Origin of the sequence: Cardinium endosymbiont of Oedothorax gibbosus, assembly GCF_936981045.1 — a bacterium.
In the GTDB taxonomy this organism is placed as follows: Bacteria; Bacteroidota; Bacteroidia; order Cytophagales; family Amoebophilaceae; genus Cardinium.
The window spans coordinates 347,409-370,457 of the sequence record NZ_OW441264.1; the positions used below are offsets into that span (position 1 = coordinate 347,409).

The 23,049-nt window shown below is 35.8% G+C and carries 11 protein-coding genes, 1 tRNA gene and 11 pseudogenes; 8 read left to right on the top strand and 15 right to left on the bottom strand.

Annotated elements, in window-relative coordinates:
- The first annotated feature begins 130 nt into the window (after positions 1 to 130).
- Positions 131 to 1,011 (top strand): annotated as a pseudogene (locus NBW36_RS01530) (IS982 family transposase).
- Positions 992 to 1,342: pseudogene (locus NBW36_RS01535) on the top strand (DUF4277 domain-containing protein); the annotation flags it as partial. The pseudogenes NBW36_RS01530 and NBW36_RS01535, both read left to right, overlap by 20 nt.
- Positions 1,343 to 1,356: 14 nt before the next feature.
- On the opposite strand, the gene NBW36_RS01540 reads toward NBW36_RS01535, so the two are convergent.
- Positions 1,357 to 2,238 carry an IS982 family transposase gene (locus NBW36_RS01540; RefSeq protein ID WP_250238661.1) on the bottom strand — a complete coding sequence of 294 codons (882 nt, stop codon included), beginning with the start codon at positions 2,236 to 2,238 and terminating at the stop codon, positions 1,357 to 1,359.
- Between the two features lie 455 nt (positions 2,239 to 2,693).
- Between NBW36_RS01540 and NBW36_RS01545 the strand changes: the two genes are divergently transcribed.
- Positions 2,694 to 2,837, top strand: a complete 144-nt coding sequence (locus tag NBW36_RS01545) for a hypothetical protein (RefSeq protein WP_250238664.1) — start codon at positions 2,694 to 2,696, stop codon at positions 2,835 to 2,837.
- 106 nt (positions 2,838 to 2,943) lie between these two features.
- On the opposite strand, the pseudogene NBW36_RS01550 reads toward NBW36_RS01545, so the two are convergent.
- From NBW36_RS01550 to NBW36_RS01575, 7 genes and pseudogenes are all read right to left on the bottom strand, one after another.
- A pseudogene (locus NBW36_RS01550) lies at positions 2,944 to 3,495 on the bottom strand (IS6 family transposase); the annotation flags it as partial.
- Positions 3,496 to 3,555: 60 nt separating this feature from the next.
- Positions 3,556 to 3,644 (bottom strand) — tRNA-Ser (locus NBW36_RS01555).
- 318 nt (positions 3,645 to 3,962) lie between these two features.
- A pseudogene (locus NBW36_RS01560) lies at positions 3,963 to 4,406 on the bottom strand (non-canonical purine NTP pyrophosphatase); the annotation flags it as partial.
- A 26-nt stretch (positions 4,407 to 4,432) separates the two neighbouring features.
- Positions 4,433 to 5,290, bottom strand: a pseudogene (locus NBW36_RS01565) (IS982 family transposase).
- Positions 5,287 to 6,525: an IS256 family transposase gene (locus tag NBW36_RS01570; protein WP_250238666.1), complete on the bottom strand. Its 1,239-nt coding sequence runs from the start codon at positions 6,523 to 6,525 to the stop codon at positions 5,287 to 5,289. The pseudogene NBW36_RS01565 and the gene NBW36_RS01570 overlap by 4 nt, the downstream one beginning before the upstream one ends.
- 18 nt (positions 6,526 to 6,543) lie before the next feature.
- Positions 6,544 to 6,669, bottom strand: a complete 126-nt coding sequence (locus NBW36_RS05440; protein ID WP_256465563.1) for a hypothetical protein — start codon at positions 6,667 to 6,669, stop codon at positions 6,544 to 6,546.
- A gap of 405 nt (positions 6,670 to 7,074) precedes the next feature.
- Complete coding sequence (locus NBW36_RS01575; protein WP_250238671.1) at positions 7,075 to 9,372, bottom strand: transglycosylase domain-containing protein; 2,298 nt, start codon at positions 9,370 to 9,372, stop codon at positions 7,075 to 7,077.
- Between the two features lie 307 nt (positions 9,373 to 9,679).
- Between NBW36_RS01575 and NBW36_RS01580 the strand changes: the two are divergent.
- A pseudogene (locus tag NBW36_RS01580) lies at positions 9,680 to 10,279 on the top strand (IS6 family transposase); the annotation flags it as partial.
- Positions 10,280 to 10,767: 488 nt separating this feature from the next.
- The gene (locus tag NBW36_RS01585) at positions 10,768 to 11,391 is read left to right on the top strand and encodes a reverse transcriptase domain-containing protein (RefSeq protein WP_250238672.1); all 624 of its coding nucleotides are present in this window, start codon (positions 10,768 to 10,770) and stop codon (positions 11,389 to 11,391) included.
- A gap of 48 nt (positions 11,392 to 11,439) precedes the next feature.
- Here NBW36_RS01585 and NBW36_RS01590 read toward each other — a convergent pair.
- A pseudogene (locus tag NBW36_RS01590) lies at positions 11,440 to 12,261 on the bottom strand (IS982 family transposase).
- A gap of 250 nt (positions 12,262 to 12,511) precedes the next feature.
- Between NBW36_RS01590 and NBW36_RS01595 the strand changes: the two are divergent.
- Entirely contained in the window at positions 12,512 to 15,106 is a 2,595-nt protein-coding gene (locus NBW36_RS01595; protein ID WP_250238673.1) for an ATP-dependent Clp protease ATP-binding subunit, read from the top strand.
- Positions 15,107 to 15,534: 428 nt separating this feature from the next.
- On the opposite strand, the gene NBW36_RS05525 is transcribed toward NBW36_RS01595, so the two are convergent.
- The 4 genes and pseudogenes from NBW36_RS05525 to eno form a co-directional block, all read right to left on the bottom strand.
- Complete coding sequence (locus NBW36_RS05525) at positions 15,535 to 16,620, bottom strand: lipase family protein (RefSeq protein ID WP_250238674.1); 1,086 nt, start codon at positions 16,618 to 16,620, stop codon at positions 15,535 to 15,537.
- A gap of 523 nt (positions 16,621 to 17,143) precedes the next feature.
- On the bottom strand, positions 17,144 to 17,758 hold the full coding sequence (locus NBW36_RS05530; protein WP_250238675.1) for a hypothetical protein: 615 nt from the start codon (positions 17,756 to 17,758) through the stop codon (positions 17,144 to 17,146).
- 6 nt (positions 17,759 to 17,764) lie between these two features.
- Complete coding sequence (locus NBW36_RS05535) at positions 17,765 to 18,178, bottom strand: esterase/lipase family protein (RefSeq protein ID WP_250238676.1); 414 nt, start codon at positions 18,176 to 18,178, stop codon at positions 17,765 to 17,767.
- Positions 18,179 to 18,490: 312 nt separating this feature from the next.
- Positions 18,491 to 18,640: pseudogene (eno, locus tag NBW36_RS01615) on the bottom strand (phosphopyruvate hydratase); the annotation flags it as partial.
- Positions 18,641 to 18,808: 168 nt separating this feature from the next.
- On the opposite strand from eno, the pseudogene NBW36_RS01620 reads away from it, so the two are divergent.
- Both NBW36_RS01620 and NBW36_RS01625 read left to right on the top strand, forming a co-directional pair.
- Positions 18,809 to 20,082: pseudogene (locus NBW36_RS01620) on the top strand (IS4 family transposase).
- A 103-nt stretch (positions 20,083 to 20,185) separates the two neighbouring features.
- Positions 20,186 to 21,423, top strand: a pseudogene (locus NBW36_RS01625) (IS256 family transposase).
- Here the strand turns inward: NBW36_RS01625 and NBW36_RS01630 are convergent.
- Together NBW36_RS01630 and NBW36_RS01635 are read right to left on the bottom strand one after the other, a co-directional pair.
- Entirely contained in the window at positions 21,403 to 21,822 is a 420-nt protein-coding gene (locus NBW36_RS01630) for a reverse transcriptase family protein (RefSeq protein WP_250238677.1), read from the bottom strand. The pseudogene NBW36_RS01625 and the gene NBW36_RS01630 sit on opposite strands and share 21 nt — an antisense overlap.
- Positions 21,823 to 22,310: 488 nt before the next feature.
- Positions 22,311 to 22,910: pseudogene (locus NBW36_RS01635) on the bottom strand (IS6 family transposase); the annotation flags it as partial.
- Positions 22,911 to 23,049: the final 139 nt, after the last annotated feature.

Here is a 23,049-nt window from a genome sequence, read left to right on the forward strand (position 1 = left end):
TTAGGATTAATTTCCAGTGTAATAACCTGAGTTCGGGATTAGCTTGTTAAAAAATAGCTTTAAAAAGCTTCTTTGTGTTTTAAATTTGGAGATAAAAAAATACTAACCAGATTATCCAAAGGAGCCAGTTATGAATGTAGAAAAGTTAGTTGAAATATATTATGCTGTTAATGAATTTCTCATAAAGTTTATGCCGTATATGGAAAAACAACTGTTAACCAACTCTAAAAGAAAACCCACTAGAACTTGTTCATTAACTTTGAGTGAAATAATGACTGTTCTTATTGCCTTTCATGTGATTGGTTTTAGAAATTTTAAGTCTTATTATATTCATTTACAGCAATTTCATTCTAGTAAATTTGGAAAGTTAGTAAGCTAGAATAGATTTGTAGAACTGATCCAAAGAACGTTAGCTCCCTTGTACTGTTTTACACAAAGTCTTTCTAAAACAAAAACAGGTTGTTATTTTATGGATGCAACAGCCATCAAGGTTTGCCATATCAAAAGAGCCTATACGCACAGGGTTTTTAAATCGATTGCTACTAAAGGTAAAACCAGCACCGGTTGGTTTTTGGATTAAAGTTACACTTGATAGTCAATGATTTAGGAGAAATTATGAATTTTCAACTGACCACAGGTAAAACTAATGATAGGCTTCCTGTAGAAAATTTGTGTAAACACTTGATGGGTAAAATGTTTGCCGATAAAGGTTACATAAGCAAAGATTTATTTAAAAAACTGATCGAGAAAGGCGTGGAACTCATTACCCAGATCAGAAAAAATATGAAAAATGCTTTTATGCCACTCTGGGATAAACTGATGCTTAGAAAACGATCTATAATTGAAACTATTATAGATCAGCTCAAAAATATTAGCCAGATAGAACATTCCAGGCATAGAAGCATACTTAATTTTCTAGTCAATTTGATAGCTGGAATTACAGCTTATGCACTAAAAGAGAAAAAACCTTCTATAACTAATATATATATGACTGGTTCACAATACGTCTAATCCCGAACTGAGGTTAATAGATAAAATTGGATTGATCCAAAAAATAGATGAATGCCTTCCAGTTTCACAAGAAAAAGGAGCTAAAGTAACGATGGGAGAGCGGGTCACTGCCATGATACTCAATGGGCTAAGATTTATGGACAATCGACTTTATATGTTTCCAGAATTCTTATCTAATAAACCTGTAGATAAGTTATTTAGGACTGATATTACAGCAGAAATGTTTAATGATGACGCTTTAGGGCGTTATCTAGACGCCATTGCGGAATATAGTCCAACCAAACTTTTTTCCCAAATCGCATTCCAGATTGGTACACAATTTTATCTATTAACCTCAGTTCGGGATTAGACGTATTGTGAACCAGTCATATATATATTAGTTATAGAAGGTTTTTTCTCTTTTAGTGCATAAGCTGTAATTCCAGCTATCAAATTGACTAGAAAATTAGGTATGCTTCTATGCCTGGCATGTTCTATCTGGCTAATATTTTTGAGCTGATCTATAATAGTTTCAATTATAGATCGTTTTCTAAGCATCAGTTTATCCCAGAGTGGCATAAAAGCATTTTTCATATTTTTTCTGATCTGGGTAATGAGTTCCACGCCTTTCTCGATCAGTTTTTTAAATAAATCTTTGCTTATGTAACCTTTATCGGCAAACATTTTACCCATCAAGTGTTTACACAAATTTTCTACAGGAAGCCTATCATTAGTTTTACCTGTGGTCAGTTGAAAATTCATAATTTCTCCTAAATCATTGACTATCAAGTGTAACTTTAATCCAAAAAACCAACCGGTGCTGGTTTTACCTTTAGTAGCAATCGATTTAAAAACCTTGTGCGTATAGGCTCTTTTGATATGGCAAACCTTGATGGCTGTTGCATCCATAAAATAACAACTTGTTTTTGTTCTAGAAAGACTTTGTGTAAAACAGTACAAGGGAACTAACGTTCTTTGGATCAGTTCTATAAATCTATTGTAGCTTACTAACTTTCCAAATTCACTAGAATAAAATTGCTGTAAATGAATATAATAAGACTTAAAATTTCTAAAACCAATCACATGAAAGGCAATAAGAACAGTCATTATTTCACTCAAAGTTAATGAACAAGTTCTAGTGGGTTTTCTTTTAGAGTTGGTTAACAGTTGTTTTTCCATATACGGCATAAACTTTATGAGAAATTCATTAACAGCATAATATATTTCAACTAACTTTTCTACATTCATAACTGGCTCCTTTGGATAATCTGGTTAGTATTTTTTTATCTCCAAATTTAAAACACAAAGAAGCTTTTTAAAGCTATTTTTTAACAAGCTAATCCCGAACTCAGGTATATAGACTATGAAATCTGACTTCCTTACATTGCTTGGATTTAAGATATAGAGTTCTTTGGAGTTGCTGAACTTTTAATGTTCCGTTCATAGCTTTAGGGCAATCAGACATTCTCAACTCTTTTAAACTCGTTAACTGAAGTAGGGTCCCTTTCCTCTTGAGTGGTTTCCCAATCAATACGAACGGTATTATGGACCCCGCGGACTTCTGATATGACCCTTATTGATTTCGTTTTACTTATACAATAAAGTTTTCAGTGGCCTACTGGATTCATATCAGATCTCCCGGACTACGATGTGAAACATTCATAGCGTGCAACCCCTAACACCCCGGTACTTGTATGATAGTCATGGTCTATTTTTTACATCCTACTATCAGCCTTCCTGTAGCCACTAGACAGTCGGCAAATGCGCTTAAACGGCTTAACGAGGCTAATTTAGGTTCACTTTTGTTGCAGCCCGCTATTTTGCAGATGCATTTAAAGGTAACTTAAACCTGTGAATCACCCCACAAATCCAACCTCCTGCTAGACTCCCGAAATAGACAAATTAGAGTCAGGGGACTTACACCCCATTTGTTGCACACCTGTTCCGGCGTGCAATGACTGCAGACTTAAAACACTTAAAACTAAGCATAGGTTTTAGCCGTTTTTTGATAAACCTATGATCTTGTTCAACTCTATTATTCAAGTATTTGTTTTGAAATATTTGAATGGTATGATCTTGATCAAGTTCTGTATTGATCGTATCAAAGGCAGCTTTATTACTACCGCTTTTGTCAATTACTACTTTCTTAAGAATATTATTTTCTGTGATCGCCTTACGAAAAAAAGAAAAAGTTGCAGACTTGTCTCTATGCTCAGATAGAAAAAAGTTAACTGTATCACCATAACGATCTACTGTTCTATATAAATAGATCCACTTCCCGTTTAGTTTAATATAGGTCTCATCGATTCTCCAACTACCACCAACTGGTCGTTTTCTTTTGCTTACTGCTTCATCTATAAGAGGAACAAACTTAATAACCCATCTTTGTAGCGTAGAACGATCAACTCTTGCGCCTCTCATACGCATCATATCTTCCAAATCTCTATAGCTCAAGGAAAAACGACACTTCATCTAGACAAATAACAGGATGACTTCTGCATAACTACTTTTTTAACTACAGATACTAAAATAATGATTTTTTAGAATAAACGCGACAGAACCGGGTGGAGCAGGGGGGATTCGAACCCCCGGTACCCTTTTAGGGGTACACCCACTTTCCAGGCGGGCACCTTAAGCCACTCGGCCACCACTCCAACTGAATCTGTTCAAGTTAGTGGTAAAAAAGCATTTATATCACACTTTTTTCTTGATAAAAAAGTGTGCAAACAATCGAGCCCTGTGCAAAAAGTTGAGCAACTTTTTGCACAGGGGCGGTTTTTTATTTTTCCTAGCGAGGCCATACCGTTGAATAGATACTCCCAACTAATGGAACTAAATTTACAGCTTTTTTTCTAATTCGGAAAAAATAAAACAATTGTATGAAGCTGTTTGGTGGCTTCTCTTTTAGCAATGATAAGCATTATAATTTTTTAAGGAATCGAAAACTTTTATTGATCTAACTATTGAAGTGGCTATTGATACAAGTTATCAAGGTATACAAAAATTTCATATGAATGCTTCATATATTTATTCAAGCAAATATTGTATTTACTGCGCTTTATTGCAATGGTTTGGTCTGTTTTGTACAGATAGTCTACAAATAGCATAAGCGCTTTATAGCGATGTGAAATTTTATTTTTCTGATCTTGTTCCATCATACCATAACTCATATTGTATCCTTCTGGTTGAAAAATAGATTGCCAATTGGTTTGGTTCGGTGTAGAGCTACTCGGTTTAATCATTTTTCCCTGCATATTACCAGTAAATAATTTTACAGGCTGGTTCGGGACTTCTGTATAGGCAAAAGTAGAAATTTCTGTTGCAGTTTTATCTTCAAAATTTGATAAAATTCGTATTAGTCCTTCTAATCCTATTTGCTGTATAAAGGTTTTAATGTAAGGGCCATGTAGGCCATTTAAACTATTAAAACCTCAGTTCGGGATTAGACGTATTGTGAACCAGTCATATATATATTAGTTATAGAAGGTTTTTTCTCTTTTAGTCCATAAGCTGTAATTCCAGCTATCAAATTGACTAGAAAATTAGGTATGCTTCTATGCCTGGAATGTTCTATCTGGCTAATATTTCTGAGCTGATCTATAATAGTTTCAATTATAGATCGCTTTCTAAGCATCAGTTTATCCTAGAGTGGCATAAAAGCATTTTTCATATTTTTTCTGATCTGGGTAATGAGTTCCACGCCTTTCTCGATCAGTTTTTCAAATAAATCTTTGCTTATGTAACCTTTATCGGCAAACATTTTACCCATCAAGTGTTTACATAAATTTTCTACAGGAAGCCTATCATTAGTTTTACCTGTGGTCAGTTGAAAATTCATAATTTCTCCTAAATCATTGACTATCAAGTGCAACTTTAATCTAAAAAACCAACCGATGCTGGTTTTACCTTTAGTAGCAATCGATTTAAAAACCCTGTGCGTATAGGCTCTTTTGATATGGCAAACCTTGATGGCTGTTGCATCCATAAAATAACAACCTGTTTTTGTTTTAGAAAGACTTTGTGTAAAACAGTACAAGGGAGCTAACGTTCTTTGGATCAGTTCTATAAATCTATTGTAGCTTACTAACTTTCCAAATTCACTAGAATGAAATTTCTGTAAATGAATATAATAAGACTTAAAATTTCTAAAACCAATCACATGAAAGGCAATAAGAACAGTCATTATTTCACTTAAAGTTAATGAACAAGTTCTAGTGGGTTTTCTTTTAGAGTTGGTTAACAATTGTTTTTCCATATACGGCGGAAGTGTTCTATAAACTGTGTCACATCTCCTGTTCATCTCAACGTCTCTTTTAATCTACCGGAAAAAAAGATGTCTATCTGAGATATGGTCAACGCCCAGTTTCGCAGCGGCATAGTCCATTTATCTTCGATCTTCTTTATGGCACAATATACTAATTTATACAAAGCATTTATACTGGTAAACGCTCCTTTTGTCTTGGTAAACTTCCTAATCTGCCTATGCAAGCTTTCTATAGGATTGGTGGTATAAATTAGCCTTCTGACAGAATCTGAATACTTAAAATAACCAGACAAATGTTCCCAATTATTTTGCCGAGATTTGGTAACCATTGGATACTTCCCCCCCCATTTTTCTTCTAATTCCAATAGATAATGCTCAGCAACTTCCTTACTTGAAGCTTGATATATTTGCTTTAAATCAGTTAAAAAACGTTTTACGTCTTTGCTAGCTACATACTTGAGTGAGTTTCGTATCTGATGTACTACACAGACCTGCACTTGTGCATTAGGGAAAACGCTATTTATGGCTGAAGGAAAGCTTTTTAGGCCATCAACACAGGCAATAAGGATATCTTCTACACCTCTTTCCTTAAGCTCGTTAAGTACACCCAACCAGAAGTTAGTCCACTCACTTTCAGACAAATAAAATCCCAATACTTCTTTTTTACCCTCTTGATCTATGCCTAATAAGGTATACATGCATTTGCTTACACATCTGCCATCTTCTTTTACCTTAAAAAATATCCCATCCATGAAAACTATCGGATAAACTGATTGAAGAGGGCGGTTACGCCATTCATTTATTATCGGTAACAAGCTATCTGTAATAGATGATATTTCAGCAGCTGATACTTTATGATCATAGATCTCTTCAACATGAACGGCTATAGATTTATAGCTCATACCACTAGAAAACATGCTTAAGATCTTGCTTTCCAGCTCAGGATGTAGGCTTGTTTGACGCTTTTTAACTATTTGTGGATCGAAACTACCTGTCCTATCCCTAGGAGTTAGCAGATCAAAGGAACCAGAACTTGTGCGTAAAGTTTTAGAGCTTTTTCCATTTCTTCTATTATTTTCTGTTGAATCACTAGATAAATGGTGTGCTATTTCACCTTCTAGACTTGCCTCTAGAAGCTTTTTTATCAGAGGCGTTAAAGCACCACTTTTTCCTGTTAAAGGCTTACCTAAACGGATAGAGCACAAAATATTTTCCTCCAGAAATTTGTAATCTACTAAACCAACATAGGAATTGTTCTTATTTTCTTCCATGTCTAAAACCTTTAATGTTTATTTAATTAATTTATAACTTTTTATCGCCTTGACACAGTTTATAGAACACTTCCTATACGGCATAAACTTTATGAGAAATTCATCAACAGCATAATATATTTCAACTAATTTTTCTACATTCATAACTGGCTCCTTTGGATAATCTGGTTAGTATTTTTTTATCTCCAAATTTAAAACACAAAGAAGCTTTTTAAAGCTATTTTTTAACAAGCTAATCCCGAACTCAGGTATTAAAGCTTAGCGCAGTGTCTTCTACTAATACGGTATCTCCTAATAATAGAAGAGGCGGTTATACATTTGTTAATAGCGATTTCATCCAAAGATGCTTATAGTTCTGGTAATTCTAAGGAATGGTGCACCAACTTAAAAGGAATATCATTGCCTAAAATGGCATGAACCTGTTCTAGCTTTGATAGGTTGCTGGTAACGAAGTTGATGGTTTGCATAGGAAATTACGAAGTAGTCATCTACTATTTTATAATTTTTTAAATATTAAAACAACTATTGCATCGGCTCAAGATGCCTATTTTAGAGTATATCAGTTATATTTAATTTTAATTCTATAGCTGTTTTCTTTTTGTTTTCTACATCTGTTGATGCACCGCTAGTTGTATGGATCGATTGGGGATGCTGTGGTTTACCTTGAATAATATTCTTTACCTTTTCAGATAAGGTGCGGCCCGCGATCAAAGGACCTTTTTTATAAACCAGATGGGGATCATTATATAACCTTGTAATGAATTTTTCCCATATAGGGCGAGCGGTTACACTTCCCGCCCCTAGGGAAAAATCTCTAAAATGAATGCAACGATCTTCTCCCCCTACCCAAACAGCTGTACATAGGTTTTGGATTAACCCAATAAACCAACCATCTGAGTGATTGGAAGTAGTGCCCGATTTTCCTGCTATCTCGTTGTCTGCTCTTAGTGCTATAGATACGCCATTTAGGGCACCTTCATCTAGTGAGCCTTGCAGCATATAGGTCATAAGATCAGCCGTATCTTCGTGAATGGCTTCATGGTGTTCTGGTGTAAAGGTTTGTAGTATATTACCGTGTTTATCTTCAATATGGGTGATGAAAGAGGGTTCTGTCCAAATACCTTTGTTTAAAAAAGCACTGTATGCACCCACCATTTCATAAATAGAGGCATCACTACAGCCCAGACAAATGGCAGGAACTGGATCTAAAGGACCTTTTAGGCCCATGCGCTTGGCGTAATCTACAACCCGTTCAGGGGTAAGTTTCTTAATCAGATGAGATGTGATAGAGTTGTAGGATTGGGCCATAGCATAACGCAAGGTATATTGTTTGCCAGAGTAAGTTTTCCAGGCATTTTGCGGTGTCCAAGTTGCTCCATTAGGCTGTACAAAAGTAACGGGTTCATCTGTGACCAAGTCTGTGGGCAAGTAGCCGCTAGCTAATGCTGCCGTATAAACGATAGGCTTAAAGGTTGAACCGGTTTGTCGTTTACTTTGTTTCACATGATCGTATTTAAAATATGTGTAATCAATACCACCTACCCAAGCTTTGATATGGCCTGTATAAGGATCCATGGCCATACATCCTGCTTGTAGTATCCTTCTATGATGTTTAAAGGCTTCTAAAGGGGTTATTGTTTTTTGAATGGGGCCTTCCCAGGAAAATAATGTGGTGGGTACAGACGTATTTAATACCTTATCGATCGACTCAGTGTCTGTTCCATATTTTTTAAGCAACTTTTGGTAAAGTGGTGTTTTTTTTATTGCGTTTTCAATATAACCTACTATATCTTTCCCATTTTCATGAACCCATGGATTTTGATCTTTCCAGTGGGCATCAAATTTATTTTGTAGCAGCCTCATTTGTTCTTTTACAGCAGCTTCTGCGTGTGCTTGAACCCGACTATCGATGGTAGTATAGATGCGTAGCCCATCTGAAAAAAGGTCATAACCATTTTCTTGCGTCCACTTTAAGAGGAAATCACGTACTACCGCTCTAAAATAAGGCGCTATACCATTTTCATAATTTTCTTCTTGATATTGTAATTCAGTAGGTATTTCGCAGATAAGGTCGTATTCAGATTGTTTTAGAAAATCATATTTGACCATTTGGGATAGCACTACATTTCTAATCTGGTTGGCCCTTTTAGGATGTTTTCTGGGGTTATAGCGGCTAGGTGCACGTAATAGACCTACCAATAGCGCAGCCTCTTCTATGCGTAATTCGGCTGGTGTTTTGTTAAAAAAGGTACGTGCGGCTACTTTGATGCCATATGTATTACTTCCAAAAGTAACTGTGTTCAGATACATGGCTATAATTTCTTGCTTGGTATAGGCGCGCTCGAGTTGAACCGCCAGAATCCACTCCTTCGTTTTCAGTATCAGTGTACTGAGTAAAGGAATGTTGGAACATTTTCCTCTGTAGTTTACCTCCTTTCTAATGTTAAAAAGGTTTTTTGCCAACTGTTGGGTAAGGGTACTGCCTCCTCCTTTATTTTGTTGCAATACAACCGAGAGAAAAAAGGCACGTGATAATCCCCGTAAATCTATACCAGCATGTTGTTCAAAACGATAATCCTCTGAGGCGATAAGCGAATGAATCATATTAGGGGAAATCTCTTCATAGGTTACAGAACTGCGGTTGTTTCTAAAGTACTTGCCTAGCAAGATGCCGTCAGCAGCATAGAGTTCAGAAGCTAATTCGCTTTGTGGGTTATCTAATAAGTCTTTTGGTGGCATGCTACCATACAAATTGTAGAAATCAACTTGAACAGAAAAAAGGTAAATAGGAATACCTATGACTACTGCTACAAAAAGTTTCCAAATTGTACGTATTATTTTTTCCATATGTTATAATCTATCCGTCTAACCCTGCTTAATGAAGCAGTACAAAATACCTATAAATTTAACTTTTTTAAAAGTAAAAAATACAACATAACCGATTGGGTTCAAGCTATTTTTTCCTTGTTTACGGTTATACTAGAGCCATTGTAGAATTTTCAAAAATGATTTGATCTATCTGTTGGTTTTTTGTGCCTATAACTTTAGTGCCATTTAGCAGATGGTCTGTTGATACATTGGAACCAATCGGGTTTTGTCGCGTTTATTCTAAAAAATCATTATTTTAGTATCTGCAGTTAAAAAAGTAGTTATTATGTTTAATATTTCGCCCAAATTATTACCTTATTTTAAGGGCTATTGTTCTTCAGCAGAAGTCATCCTGTTATTTGTCTAGATGAAGTATTGTTTTTCCTTGAGCTATAGAGATTTGGAAGATATGATGCGTATGAGAGGCGCAAGAGTTGATCATTCTACGCTACAAAGATGGGTTATTAAATTTGTTCCTCTTATAGATGAAGCAGTAAGCAAAAGAAAACGACCAGTTGGTGGTAGTTGGAGAATGGATGAAACCTATGTTAAACTAAACGGGAAGTGGATCTATTTATATAGAGCAGTAGATCGTTATGGTGATACAGTTAACTTTTTTCTATCTGAGCATAGAGACAAGTCTGTAGCTTTTTCTTTTTTTCGTAAGGCGATCACAGAAAATAATATTCCTAAGGAAGTAGTAATTGACAAAAGCGGTAGTAATAAAGCTGCCCTTGATACGATCAATACAGAACTTGATCAAGATCATACCATTCAAATATTTCAAAACAAATACTTGAATAATAGAGTTGAACAAGATCATAGGTTTATCAAAAAACGGCTAAAACCTATGCTTAGTTTTAAGTGTTTTAAGTCTGCAGCCATTGCACGCCGGCACAGGTGTGCAACAAATGGGGTGTAAGTCCCCTGACTCTAATTTGTCTATTTCGGGAGTCTAGCAGGAGGTTGGATTTGTGGGGTGATTCACAGGTTTAAGTTACCTTTAAATGCATCTGCAAAATAGCGGGCTGCAACAAAAGTGAACCTAAATTAGCCTCGTTAAGCCGTTTAAGCGCATTTGCCGACTATCTAGTGGCTACAGGAAGGCTGATAGTAGGATGGAAAAAATAGACCATGACCATCATACAAGTGCCGGGGTGTTAGGGGTTGCACGCTATGAATGTTTCACATCGTAGTCCGGGAGATCTGATATGAATCCAGTAAGCCACTGGAAACTTTATTGTATAAGTAAAGCGAAATCAATAAGGGTGATATCAGAAGTCCGCGGGGTCTATAATACCGTTCGTATTGATTGGGAAACCACTCAAGAGGAAAGGGACCCTACTTCAGTTAACGAGTTTAAAAGAGTTGAGAATGTCTGATTGCCCTAAAGCTATGAACGGAACATTAAAAGTTCAGCAACTCCAAAGAACTCTATATCTCAAATCCAAGCAATGTAAGGAAGTCAGATTTTATAGTATATATGATAAAATTTATCTAAAAGATGTACTTTGGGAAGCTTGGCGTCAAGTCAAAGCAAATCAAGGTTCAGCAGGAATTGATGGTAAAAGCATAAGTGATATAATAGATCAAGGTGAGGCAAAGATTATCAATAAATTGCAGCAGCAACTACGCGCAAAGCTATACAAATTTACCTCAAGCAGGTTGGTAGAAATACCCAAAGCTAAAGGTGGAACAAGGCCACTAGAGGTAATGACCGTAGAAGATCTCATAGTGCTCACAGCAATGAAAATAGTCATTGAACCGATCTTCGAAGCTGATTTTCATGAATGTTCATACGGCTATAGACCGAAACGAGGAGCCAAACAAGCGAGTTTAGTGATCCGAGAAGATCTATACCAGCAGGCATGGGGCGTAGTTGAGATTGATTTTCAATCATACTTTACTAGCATCCCACACGAAAAGTTATTAAAACTTATTAACGTGAGTTCGGGATTTATTTTACTGATTTACAACAATTTAATATCAATTATTTAGTTAATATTTGCACCTATTTAACAAGTTTTTATATACCTCAGTTCGGGATTATACGTATTGTGAACCAGTCATATATATATTAGTTATAGAAGGTTTTTTCTCTTTTAGTGCATAAGCTGTAATTCCAGCTATCAAATTGACTAGAAAATTAGGTATGCTTCTATGCCTGGAATGTTCTATCTGGCTAATATTTTTGAGCTGATCTATAATAGTTTCAATTATAGATCGTTTTCTAAGCATCAGTTTATCCCAGAGTGGCATAAAAGCATTTTTCATATTTTTTCTGATCTGGGTAATGAGTTCCACGCCTTTCTCGATCAGTTTTTTAAATAAATCTTTGCTTATGTAACCTTTATTGGCAAACATTTTACCCATCAAGTGTTTACACAAATTTTCTACAGGAAGCCTATCATTAGTTTTACCTATGGTCAGTTGAAAATTCATAATTTCTCCTAAATCATTGACTATCAAGTGCAACTTTAATCCAAAAAACTAACCGATGCTGGTTTTACCTTTAGTAGCAATCGATTTAAAAACCCTGTACGTATAGGCTCTTTTGATATGGCAAACCTTGATGGCTGTTGCATCCATAAAATAACAACCTGTTTTTGTTTTAGCAAGACTTTGTGTAAAACAGTACAAGGGAACTAACGTTCTTTGGATCAGTTCTATAAATCTATTGTAGCTTACTAACTTTCCAAATTTACTAGAATGAAATTGCTGTAAATGAATATAATAAGACTTAAAATTTCTAAAACCAATCACATGAAAGGCAATAAGAACAGTCATTATTTCACTCAAAGTTAATGAACAAGTTCTAGTGGGTTTTCTTTTAGAGTTGGTTAACAGTTGTTTTTCCATATACGGCATAAACTTTATGAGAAATTCATCAACAGCATAATATATTTCAACTAATTATTTCTACATTCATAACTGGCTTCTTTGGATAATCTGGTTAGTATTTTTTTATCTCCAAATTTAAAACACAAAGAAGCTTTTTAAAGCTATTTTTTAACAAGCTAATCCCGAACTCAGGTTAATTGATATTAAATTGTTGTAAATCAGTCAAATAAATATCGAACTCACGTTAATAGTAAATCAACAACAGATACCAAACATTATGGACTTTGGAAAATACACCATTAAAGCACAAGAATCTATACAAAGCGCTATAGAGATTGCGCAAGCCAATCAACAACTTACTATTGAAAATGGTCACTTACTGAAGGCCATTTTAAGCAGCAACGAAGCACACGTTACCTTCCTTACCAGGCAACTTCAGGTTGCCTTAATGCCTTTAGAGCAAGCATTGGATACACTTATCCAAACCTATCCAAAAGCCTCTGGGCAGCAGCCTTATTTATCACCAAATATGGATGTTACCTTTCGTGTCGCAGAAAGTTACAAAAACAAATTAGGTGATGATTTTATCGCGGTAGATCATTTACTTTTAAGCCTCTGCGCAGGTAAAGATAAGACAGCAGCGTTAATGAAAACGCATGGCATAACAGAACAACCGTTGCTACAAGCCATTCAAGCCTTACGGGGTACTCACAAAGTTTCTGATCCTAGTGCAGAGTCTAAATATAGGTCGCTGGAGCGTTACGCAAAAAACTTAAATCAATTGGTTAAAGCAGGCAAAATAGATCCAGTCATTGGGCGTGATGAAGAATCTAGAAGAATGGTACAAATTATTTCACGTAGAACAAAAAGCAACCCCCTATTAATTGGAGAACCTGGTGTAGGTAAAACAGCTATTGTAGAGGGGTTAGCGCAAAGAATTGTAGCTGGTGATGTCCCTGAAAACATCAAATCTAAGTTAATTTTTGCATTAGACTTAGGCCTTTTGATTGCTGGTGCCAAATACAAAGGTGAGTTTGAGGAGCGACTTAAAGCCGTCATTAAGGAGGTAATTGATTCTAATGGGGAGTTTATGCTTTTCATTGATGAAATCCACATGCTTATTGGGGCAGGTGCCTCTGGAGAAGGTGCCATGGATGCTGCAAATCTACTTAAACCAGCACTTGCGCGTGGAGCACTACATGCGATTGGTGCTACTACGCTAAAGGAATACCAAAAGTATATAGAGAAGGATAAAGCCCTAGAAAGAAGGTTTCAAGTTATAATGGTAGATGAACCAAGTCAGGAGCATGCTATTTCTATTATACGAGGCATAAAGCCAAAGTACGAGCTACATCATGGTATACGCATTAAAGATAATGCGGTTACAGCAACTGTACGGCTCTCTGATCGCTATTTACCGGGCTTTCTCCCTGATAAAGCCATAGATGTAATGGATGAAGCTGCTGCCAAAAAACGGATTGATTTAGATGCTATTCCTGTGGATTTAGACCAAATCCAACGAAAAATTACCGAATTAGAAATTGAAAGAGAAGCGATTCGAAAAGAAAGAAATATAGTTAAGTTAGAAGAATTGTCTAAAACCATTACAGCACTAAATGAAAAGAAGAATACTCTGAAAGCAAAATGGGAACATGACAAGTCAATTATTCAGGATATTAGTACACAGAAGAAACAAATTGAACAATTGCGTTTAGATTCCGAACAAGCTGAGCGAAGTTTTGACTATGGTAAGGTAGCGGAAATTCGATATGGAAAGCTTATAGAAGCAGAAAAAAAACTCAAAGCATTACAAGAAAAAGTAGAAGCACTTCGTGACACGAGTCCACTTTTTAAAGAAGAAGTGACACAGGAGGATATTGCTGAAGTTATAGCGCAGAGAACGGGTATTCCTATTGCTAAAATGCTACAAGATGAACGAGAAAAACTACTCCACTTAGAGGCTGTACTGGCCGAGCGTGTTGCAGGTCAAGCAGAAGCCATTCAGGCTATTGCTGACGCAGTGCGTAGAAGCCGCGCTGAATTACAAGACCCCCGTAAGCCTATTGGTTCTTTTATCTTTTTAGGTACTACTGGAGTAGGTAAAACCGAACTAGCCAAAGCACTGGCACAATTCTTATTCAAAGATGAACAGGCCATGATTCGCATAGATATATCAGAATACCAAGAAAAACATGCGGTTAGTCGGTTGATTGGTGCACCACCTGGCTATATGGGATATGATGAAGGTGGCCAGCTGACAGAAGCGGTACGGAACAAACCCTATTCAGTAATTTTATTAGATGAAATAGAAAAAGCACATCCAGATGTTTTTAATATTTTGTTGCAAGTATTGGATGACGGTAGGCTAACAGATAATAAAGGCAGAACAGCAAATTTTAAAAATACCATTATTATTATGACCAGTAATATGGGTGCCCATCTTATTCAAAGTAGATTCGCTGGTATTGAAGACTTACCTGCTAAAGAAGTATGGGCAGAAACGAAAGAAGCGGTTATACAATTGCTGCAAAATCAGATGCGTCCAGAGTTTTTAAATCGAGTAGATGCAATCATTATGTTTAATCCACTCTCGAAAGGGGTGATTAAAGATATTGTACATATTCAGGTAGAAAAACTCAAAGCAGATTTACGAAAGAATGGTATAGTGATCCAGATGGATGAGGTTCTGATAGATTACCTATCACAAGAAGGGTATAGCGTGCAGTTTGGTGCAAGGCCGCTCAAACGTTTAATGCAACGCACCATACTCAATGTATTGTCTAAGGAATTGCTATCTGGACGCGTTACGAAAGATCAGCCTATCCTTATCGGTTATGACCAAGGAGAAGTGGTGTTTGTAAATGGAAAATAAAAACCTGAGTTCGGGATTAGATTATTTTTTCATTTGATAATCAATATCAATGAAAATTTATAAAATTTATTTTATAGACAGTTAAATAGGTAGTTGAATAACAAATAATTCTGGTAATCAGTTTATTATATATATTATATTTATAAAATTAGATATAAAAACTTGTTAAATAGGTGCAAATATTAACTAAATAATTGATATTAAATTGTTGTAAATCAGTCAAATAAATCCCGAACTCACGTAAAAAGAAAAAGGAAGGTATATATTACTTCTTTCGCTTGATAAAAATTGAACGAAAAATCAAGCCCTGTGTAAAAAGTTGAGAAACTTTTTACACAGGAGCGGGTTTTCTGTTTTTTCATAATATTCCGACAAGGCTGAACGGGTCCCAGATATTTTCTACTTTTTTACAAGTAGGTCTGTGGTTACTACCTTTCTATACTCAGATTATTGTGTTGACCTATAAAGTCTATAATAGCTGCTATAGTTTTCTCAGATTCAAATAATGTTTTGCCATGGTTCACTTGGAAATCAGAAAGGATCGGCGTTAAATTGTAACAATGGATTGTTTCTTTAGCAATATATCTTCTTACATTGTAAGGATAAACAGGGTCATCTTTGGAAGTAGCAAGATTTTCAAAGCTATCTATCCTACATAGTTGACGTTTTACAGGAATCAGAATGTCATGTGCTCCATCCTCTTGTCCAGTAGTAAGTTTTGCATAGGCTTTAGCAAATGTATTAACTTGTTCGTTGTCCTCTTCTTCAAAATCAAAGCATTCAGAGAAGTTATCTATATAACCAGCTATAAGTAATATAGGGATCTTGTGCTTGCCTTCACGTATGAATGCTTTTATATCTGCAGTGCACGTAGCATGTATACGCATGTCGCTTACGCTTTGAAAGAATACATGGGCAACTTTCTGAACAACAGGAGTGTTTAGTATCATTCCTAGGGCTTTTGCTTCAGCTAATGAAGTCTTAGGATGACCTATAGCTCCTAATCCTGGCTTTGCCTTTTCGTTAAACGCATTTACATCAGATCGACTATTCTCAAATACATCTGTGCCGGATACAGGTGCAAAAGCGGATATTACAGCTTTAATCTTGAGTTCATGTCCATAGTTGTCTGCTAAAATACAAGCTACTAACTCACCTTGGCTATAGCCAAATATATTGATTGGTAACGCTTTACGTTCTTCCTCAGAATATTTCGAATAGCTAGTACGTAATATCTCTTTTACCTCTGAAACAACTTTTCTTGCTTGCTCATCTATTGATAGGCGTGCTGATGCCCATTCCTCTCTGCATTTTGGCTGAATGATCTCAACAACTTTTTCGAATTGATCCTCCACTGTTTTCTTGATTGCATTACACTCAGACGCATCCATAGTAAGGCCATGCAACAATACCAGAACACATTTGAGCAAAGAAGGTCTTGTTTCTTTACTACTAAGTTCAGTTGTTGAGAAACTTATATTTTCCTTTATTTGTTTGGTTAAACCAGCACCCATTTCGATATGATGATAGGGCCAACAACCATAGAACAGGTAAGCTGCAATTAAAAAAAAGTATTTCTTAAGGTTAAATGTTAACACAGGTGCATTAGAAAGATTTAAGATACCGACCTCGATTAGGTTAGATTTGCACCTACTTGATAGTAATACATTTATATAACGTGAGTTCGGGATTTATTTGACTGATTTACAACAATTTAATATCAATTATTTAGTTAATATTTACACCTATTTAACAAGTTTTTATATCTAATTTTATAAATATAATATATATAATAAACTGATTACCAGAATTATTTGTTATTTAACTACCTATTTAACTGTCTATAAAACAAATTTTATAAATTTTCATTGATATTGATTATCAAATGAAAAAATAATCTAATCCCGAACTCACGTATATAGATTTTCCAAATTTTTACTATGGATCCTCTTGTAGCTTGTATCTCTTTTACCCTATAATAAGGGGTATATAGGGGGCTTTAGTATGACCATCTTTATTAGGACTGTGTCCATATCTTTATACCAACTGCTGAATAAATTGGATTACATCGGTTAAAATTAAGTCAGCATAAAGTACCGTTTCACGCTGGTCTACAAATAAATTAGGATCTATAGCTACTAAGTTGCTCTCATGGAGTATCCCCTTATACATACGGCCTTTTATTTGGGAGCGGCTGGGCCAAATCACAGCCACATGCCTATAGTTTAGGTTGTTCGTATCTATGGGCATCAGGTTATTAAGATCATCTTTCCTTCCTAACTGACTGGCTAACGGAATTAGGGTATCGTGTCTTCCGCCCTTTTCGCCAGTAATCCATAGCGCATAGGCATCATTTAATGCCTCTATGGCCTTATGCTGGTCAACTGTTTTCATATTGAATAATCCTGAAAAATCATTCTGATGGGTAGCAATCAACAAACAAGGTAACTCCCTATTATCTTGTAGGAAGCTACATATACCTTGTATACATGCACTATTGGGCAGTATATCTTTTAAACCATTTATAGGCACCCAGCGTGGACGTGTAAATAGTAGCATCCATGTCTGTAGGGTCATACTCCATTTGATTCTAGATAGGGGATAATCTATAAGCTGCAATCCCTTTTCTGCGCTGGCTATAAATTCCTGCACATCCCTTCAGCTGCGCTCAAGGAGTGGTGTGCCCATTAGGGGCGCATTAAGGGTAATAATGCCAACTATATTGAGCTGGCTTTTATAGGCTTTTCCTAAAATACAGGCCAATACCCCACCTTGACTATAGCCGATGATAATGAGTGGAAAAGGTTGTATTTCTTTTTGATAGCGCATGAGCGCAAGTTGTACCTGTCTAAGCAGGTCTTCTGCTTGTTGATCTATAGATCGTATGACAGACTTTAGTCCAACCCTACATGTTGGCTGAATAAGTAGAACCGCGTTTCCAAATTGCTTATTCAACTTGGCTGCAATGGGTTTCAACTCATCTGCCTTGGCGTATAAACCATGTAAAAGTAAAACCGCAAAAGTAGGTGCTTGGTCTAAAGTGGGTGTACCCATTCTGTTTTTTATACTCATCTAGTCTACTTAGTTCAGATGTAGCCGTTGCGCCAACTTCTTCAGATTAGTGCGCATTACTTTACATACATAACGTGAGTTCGGGATTTATTTGACTGATTTACAACAATTTAATATCAATTATTTAGTTAATATTTGCACCTATTTAACAAGTTTTTATATCTAATTTTATAAATATAATATATATAATAAACTGATTATCAGAATTATTTGTTATTCAACTACTTATTTAACTGTCTATAAAACAAATTTTATAAATTTTTATTAATATTGATTATCAAATAAAAAAATAATCTAATCCCGAATTCACGTTATCTGATTGTATTTAATCAGCACTGCATTCACTAAATTTTCTTCTATGCCCTTCTTTAAGCGTACGGGATTGGTCACAAATAGATCATCCCCTACTAATTGTACCCGGTCCCCCAATGCTTGCGTAAGTTGCTTCCAACCTATATGATCGGTCAATGGCGTCAACTTAAGGGAAAATATGAGTAATTATTTGTTTAGTATTGTTTGGTTTTTCCCTTCAAGTATCTACCTATAATTGTCTTTTAATTCTATAAAAAATACTTTCCTTCTGTATTATTTGATGAATAAAGTTTAAAATGTACTTTTTTATATAAAGACATGGTAGAGAAAGGGAAAAATATTATTTTACGAATTAAAGATACCATACACTTGCGTAAGTTTCCAGTGAAGCATTGTTTGGCAAAAAATAGTTTCACACGCAGGAGAAAACTTACATTTCCAGTGGTATTTTCTATGATTTTGAGGTTAGTTAAAAAAGTTTAGGTATAGAGTGTGAACTTATGGAACCATCAACTTTTAAAATTCCCCCATCCAAGCAAGCTTTTTCAAAAGCAAGATATAAAATTGCTCATACAGGATTTAAAGAATTATTGGATTTAAGCCTTCAAACAGCTTATCAAGGTGATACCTCATATGGAACATGGAGAGGTTATAGAGTTATTGCTAGAGATGGCTCCTCAGTTCGCTTGCCTGGTTCTCAAGAAATCGTCTCTAAGTTTGGTCGCCTTAACCCGAATGGAACTACAGGCACTATGCCTTCATTGGCTAGAGGTTCCCTTTTCGTTGATTTATGTACTTCTCTGATTATCAGTGCACGTTTTGCACCTTGGCATGTGGGAGAGCAAACAATGGCAGAAGAACAATTACCTGAAGTAATTAACCAACTGCGTTCATTAGAGCAAGAAAAACTATTATTCATCTATGATCGTGGTTATATTTCAATAAAGTTTATTGAGCAACATAATGCTTGCCAAACAGACTTTATTTTTCGTGTGCAAGAAAAAAATTATACCAATCTATGGAAAATGGTTTCATCTGGTAAATCAGATTTTGATTTTATGTTGGCAAATAATTCCAAGACAATCGGCCAAAAAGTAAGGGTCATAGCCCTTAGTTTACCCAACGACAAACTGGAAGTATTGGTTACCTCTCTTTTTGACCGAGAAAAATTTACTGCAGACGATATCAGCAAAGCATACCTATTAAGGTGGCACATAGAGGAGTGTTATAAACGACTTAAGATAGGTTCAGAATTAGAGAATTTCTCTGGAAAAAACTTAGATGCCGTACTACAAGAGTTTTGGGCACACTTAGTGATGTGTAATATACTATCACTTCATATGTGTGATAGACAAGGCGCTTGGAACCCAGACCAAATTGCTCAATATCGGTTAAACTTTTCCGTTTTATTTGGTGTAATGAGGCAGAAACTGTATCAGGTTCTTGTTGGCGATTGCTCTCCCAAGAGCTTTCAGAGACTTTTTAATAGAGCCAGTATACGTGCTAAAATTAAAATCCGGATAAGTCGATTATATAGTCGAGATAAGGTCGATAAACCTAGACGGAATCATGTTTTTAGAAGAGTTTGCTAACCAATAAACCCTTAAGTTGACGCTATTGAGGAAGTGTTCTATAAACTGTGTCAAGGCGATAAAAAGTTATAAATTAATTAAATAAACATTAAAGGTTTTAGACATGGAAGAAAATAAGAACAATTCCTATGTTGGTTTAGTAGATTACAAATTTCTGGAGGAAAATATTTTGTGCTCTATCCGTTTAGGTAAGCCTTTAATAGGAAAAGGTGGTGCTTTAACGCCTCTGATAAAAAAGCTTCTAGAGGCAAGTCTAGAAGGTGAAATAGCACACCATTTATCTAGTGATTCAACAGAAAATAATAGAAGAAATGGAAAAAGCTCTAAAACTTTACGCACAAGTTCTGGTTCCTTTGATCTGCTAACTCCTAGGGATAGGACAGGTAGTTTCGATCCACAAATAGTTAAAAAGCGTCAAACAAGCCTACATCCTGAGCTGGAAAGCAAGATCTTAAGCATGTTTTCTAGTGGTATGAGCCATAAATCTATAGCCGTTCATGTTGAAGAGATCTATGATCATAAAGTATCAGCTGCTGAAATATCATCTATTACAGATAGCTTGTTACCGATAATAAATGAATGGCGTAACCGCCCTCTTCAATCAGTTTATCCGATAGTTTTCATGGATGGGATATTTTTTAAGGTAAAAGAAGATGGCAGATGTGTAAGCAAATGCATGTATACCTTATTAGGCATAGATCAAGAGGGTAAAAAAGAAGTATTGGGATTTATTTGTCTGAAAGTGAGGGGGCTAACTTCTGGTTGGGTGTACTTAACGAGCTTAAGGAAAGAGGTGTAGAAGATATCCTTATTGCCTGTGTTGATGGCCTAAAAAGCTTTCCTTCAGCCATAAATAGCGTTTTCCCTAATGCACAAGTGCAGGTCTGTGTAGTACATCAGATACGAAACTCACTCAAGTATGTAGCTAGCAAAGACGTAAAACGTTTTTTAACTGATTTAAAGCAAATATATCAAGCTTCAAGTAAGGAAGTTGCTGAGCATTATCTATTGGAATTAGAAGAAAAATGGGGGGGGAAATATCCAATGGTTACCAAATCTTGGCAAAATAATTGGGAACATTTGTCTGGTTATTTTAAGTATTCAGATCCTGTCAGAAGGCTAATTTATACCACCAATCCTATAGAAAGCTTGCATAGGCAGATTAGGAAGTTTACCAAGACAAAAGGAGCGTTTACCAGTATAAATGCTTTGTATAAATTAGTATATTGTGCCATAAAGAAGATCGAGGATAAATGGACTATGCCGCTGCGAAACTGGGCGTTGACCATATCTCAGATAGACATCTTTTTTTCCGGTAGATTAAAAGAGACGTTGAGATGAACAGGAGATGTGACACAGTTTATAGAACACTTCCGCCATTGAGCGATCTTCTACGGTCATTACCTCTAGTGGCCTTGTTCCACCTTTAGCTTTGGGTATTTCTATCAACCTGCTTGAGGTAAATTTGTATAGCTTTGCGCGTAGTTGCTGCTGCAATTTATTGATAATCTTTGCCTCACCTTGATCTATTATATCACTTATGCTTTTACCATCAATCCCTGCTGAACCTTGATTTGCTTTGACTTGACGCCAAGCTTCCCAAAGTACATCTTTTAGATAAATTTTATCATATATACTATAAAATCTGACTTTCTTACATTGCTTGGATTTAAGATATAGAGTTCTTTGGAGTTGCCGAACTTTTAATGTTCCGTTCATAGCTTTAGGGCAATCAGACATTCTCAACTCTTTTAAACTCGTTAATTGAAGTAGGGTCCCTTTCCTCTTGAGTGGTTTCCTAATCAATACGAACGGTATTATAGACCCCGCGGACTTCTGATATGACCCTTATTGATTTCGCTTTACTTATACAATAAAGTTTCCAGTGACCTACTGGATTCATATCAGATCTCCCGGACTATGATGTGAAACATTCATAGCGTGCAACCCCTAACACCCCGGCACTTGTATGATGGTCATGGTCTATTTTTTCCATCCTACTATCAGCCTTCCTGTAGCCACTAGACAGTCGGCAAATGCGCTTAAACGGCTTAAAGAGGCTAATTTGGGTTCACTTTTGTTGTAGCCCGCTATTTTGCAGATGCATTTAAAGGTAATTTAAACCTGTGAATCACCTCACAAATCCAACCTCCTGCTAGACTCCCGAAATAGACAAATTAGAGTCAGGGGACTTACACCCCATTTGTTGCACACCTGTGCCGGCGTGCAATGGCCGCAGACTTAAAACACTTAAAACTAAGCATAGGTTTTAGCCGTTTTTTGATAAACCTATGATCTTGTTCAACTCTATTATTCAAGTATTTGTTTTGAAATATTTGAATAGTATGATCTTGATCAAGTTCTGTATTGATCGTATCAAGGGCAGCTTTATTACTACCGCTTTTGTCAATTACTACTTTCTTAAGAATATTATTTTCTGTGATCGCCTTACGAAAAAAAGAAAAAGCTGCAGACTTGTCTCTATGCTCAGATAGAAAAAAGTTAACTGTATCACCATAACGATCTACTGCTCTATATAAATAGATCCACTTCCCGTTTAGTTTAACATAGGTTTCATCCATTCTCCAACTACGACCAACTGGTCATTTTCTTTTTCTTACTGCTTCATCTATAAGAGGAACAAACTTAATAACCCATCTCTGTAAAGTAGAGTGATCGACTTTGGCGCCTCTTATACGCATCATTTCTTCTAAATCCCGATAGCTCAAAGAAAATCGACATTTCATATATACAAATAACAGGATCACCTCTGCTGAAGAACAATAGCCTTTAAAATAAGGTAATAATTTGGGCGAAATATTAAACATAGTAACTACTTTTTTAACTACAGATACTAAAATAATGATTTTTTAGAATAAACGCGACAGAACCGGCATCTATTCAGGGCGATTTACTGATCTGACTCCCGCACGAAAAAAGAAAACACACACTTTATAAAACCTAATA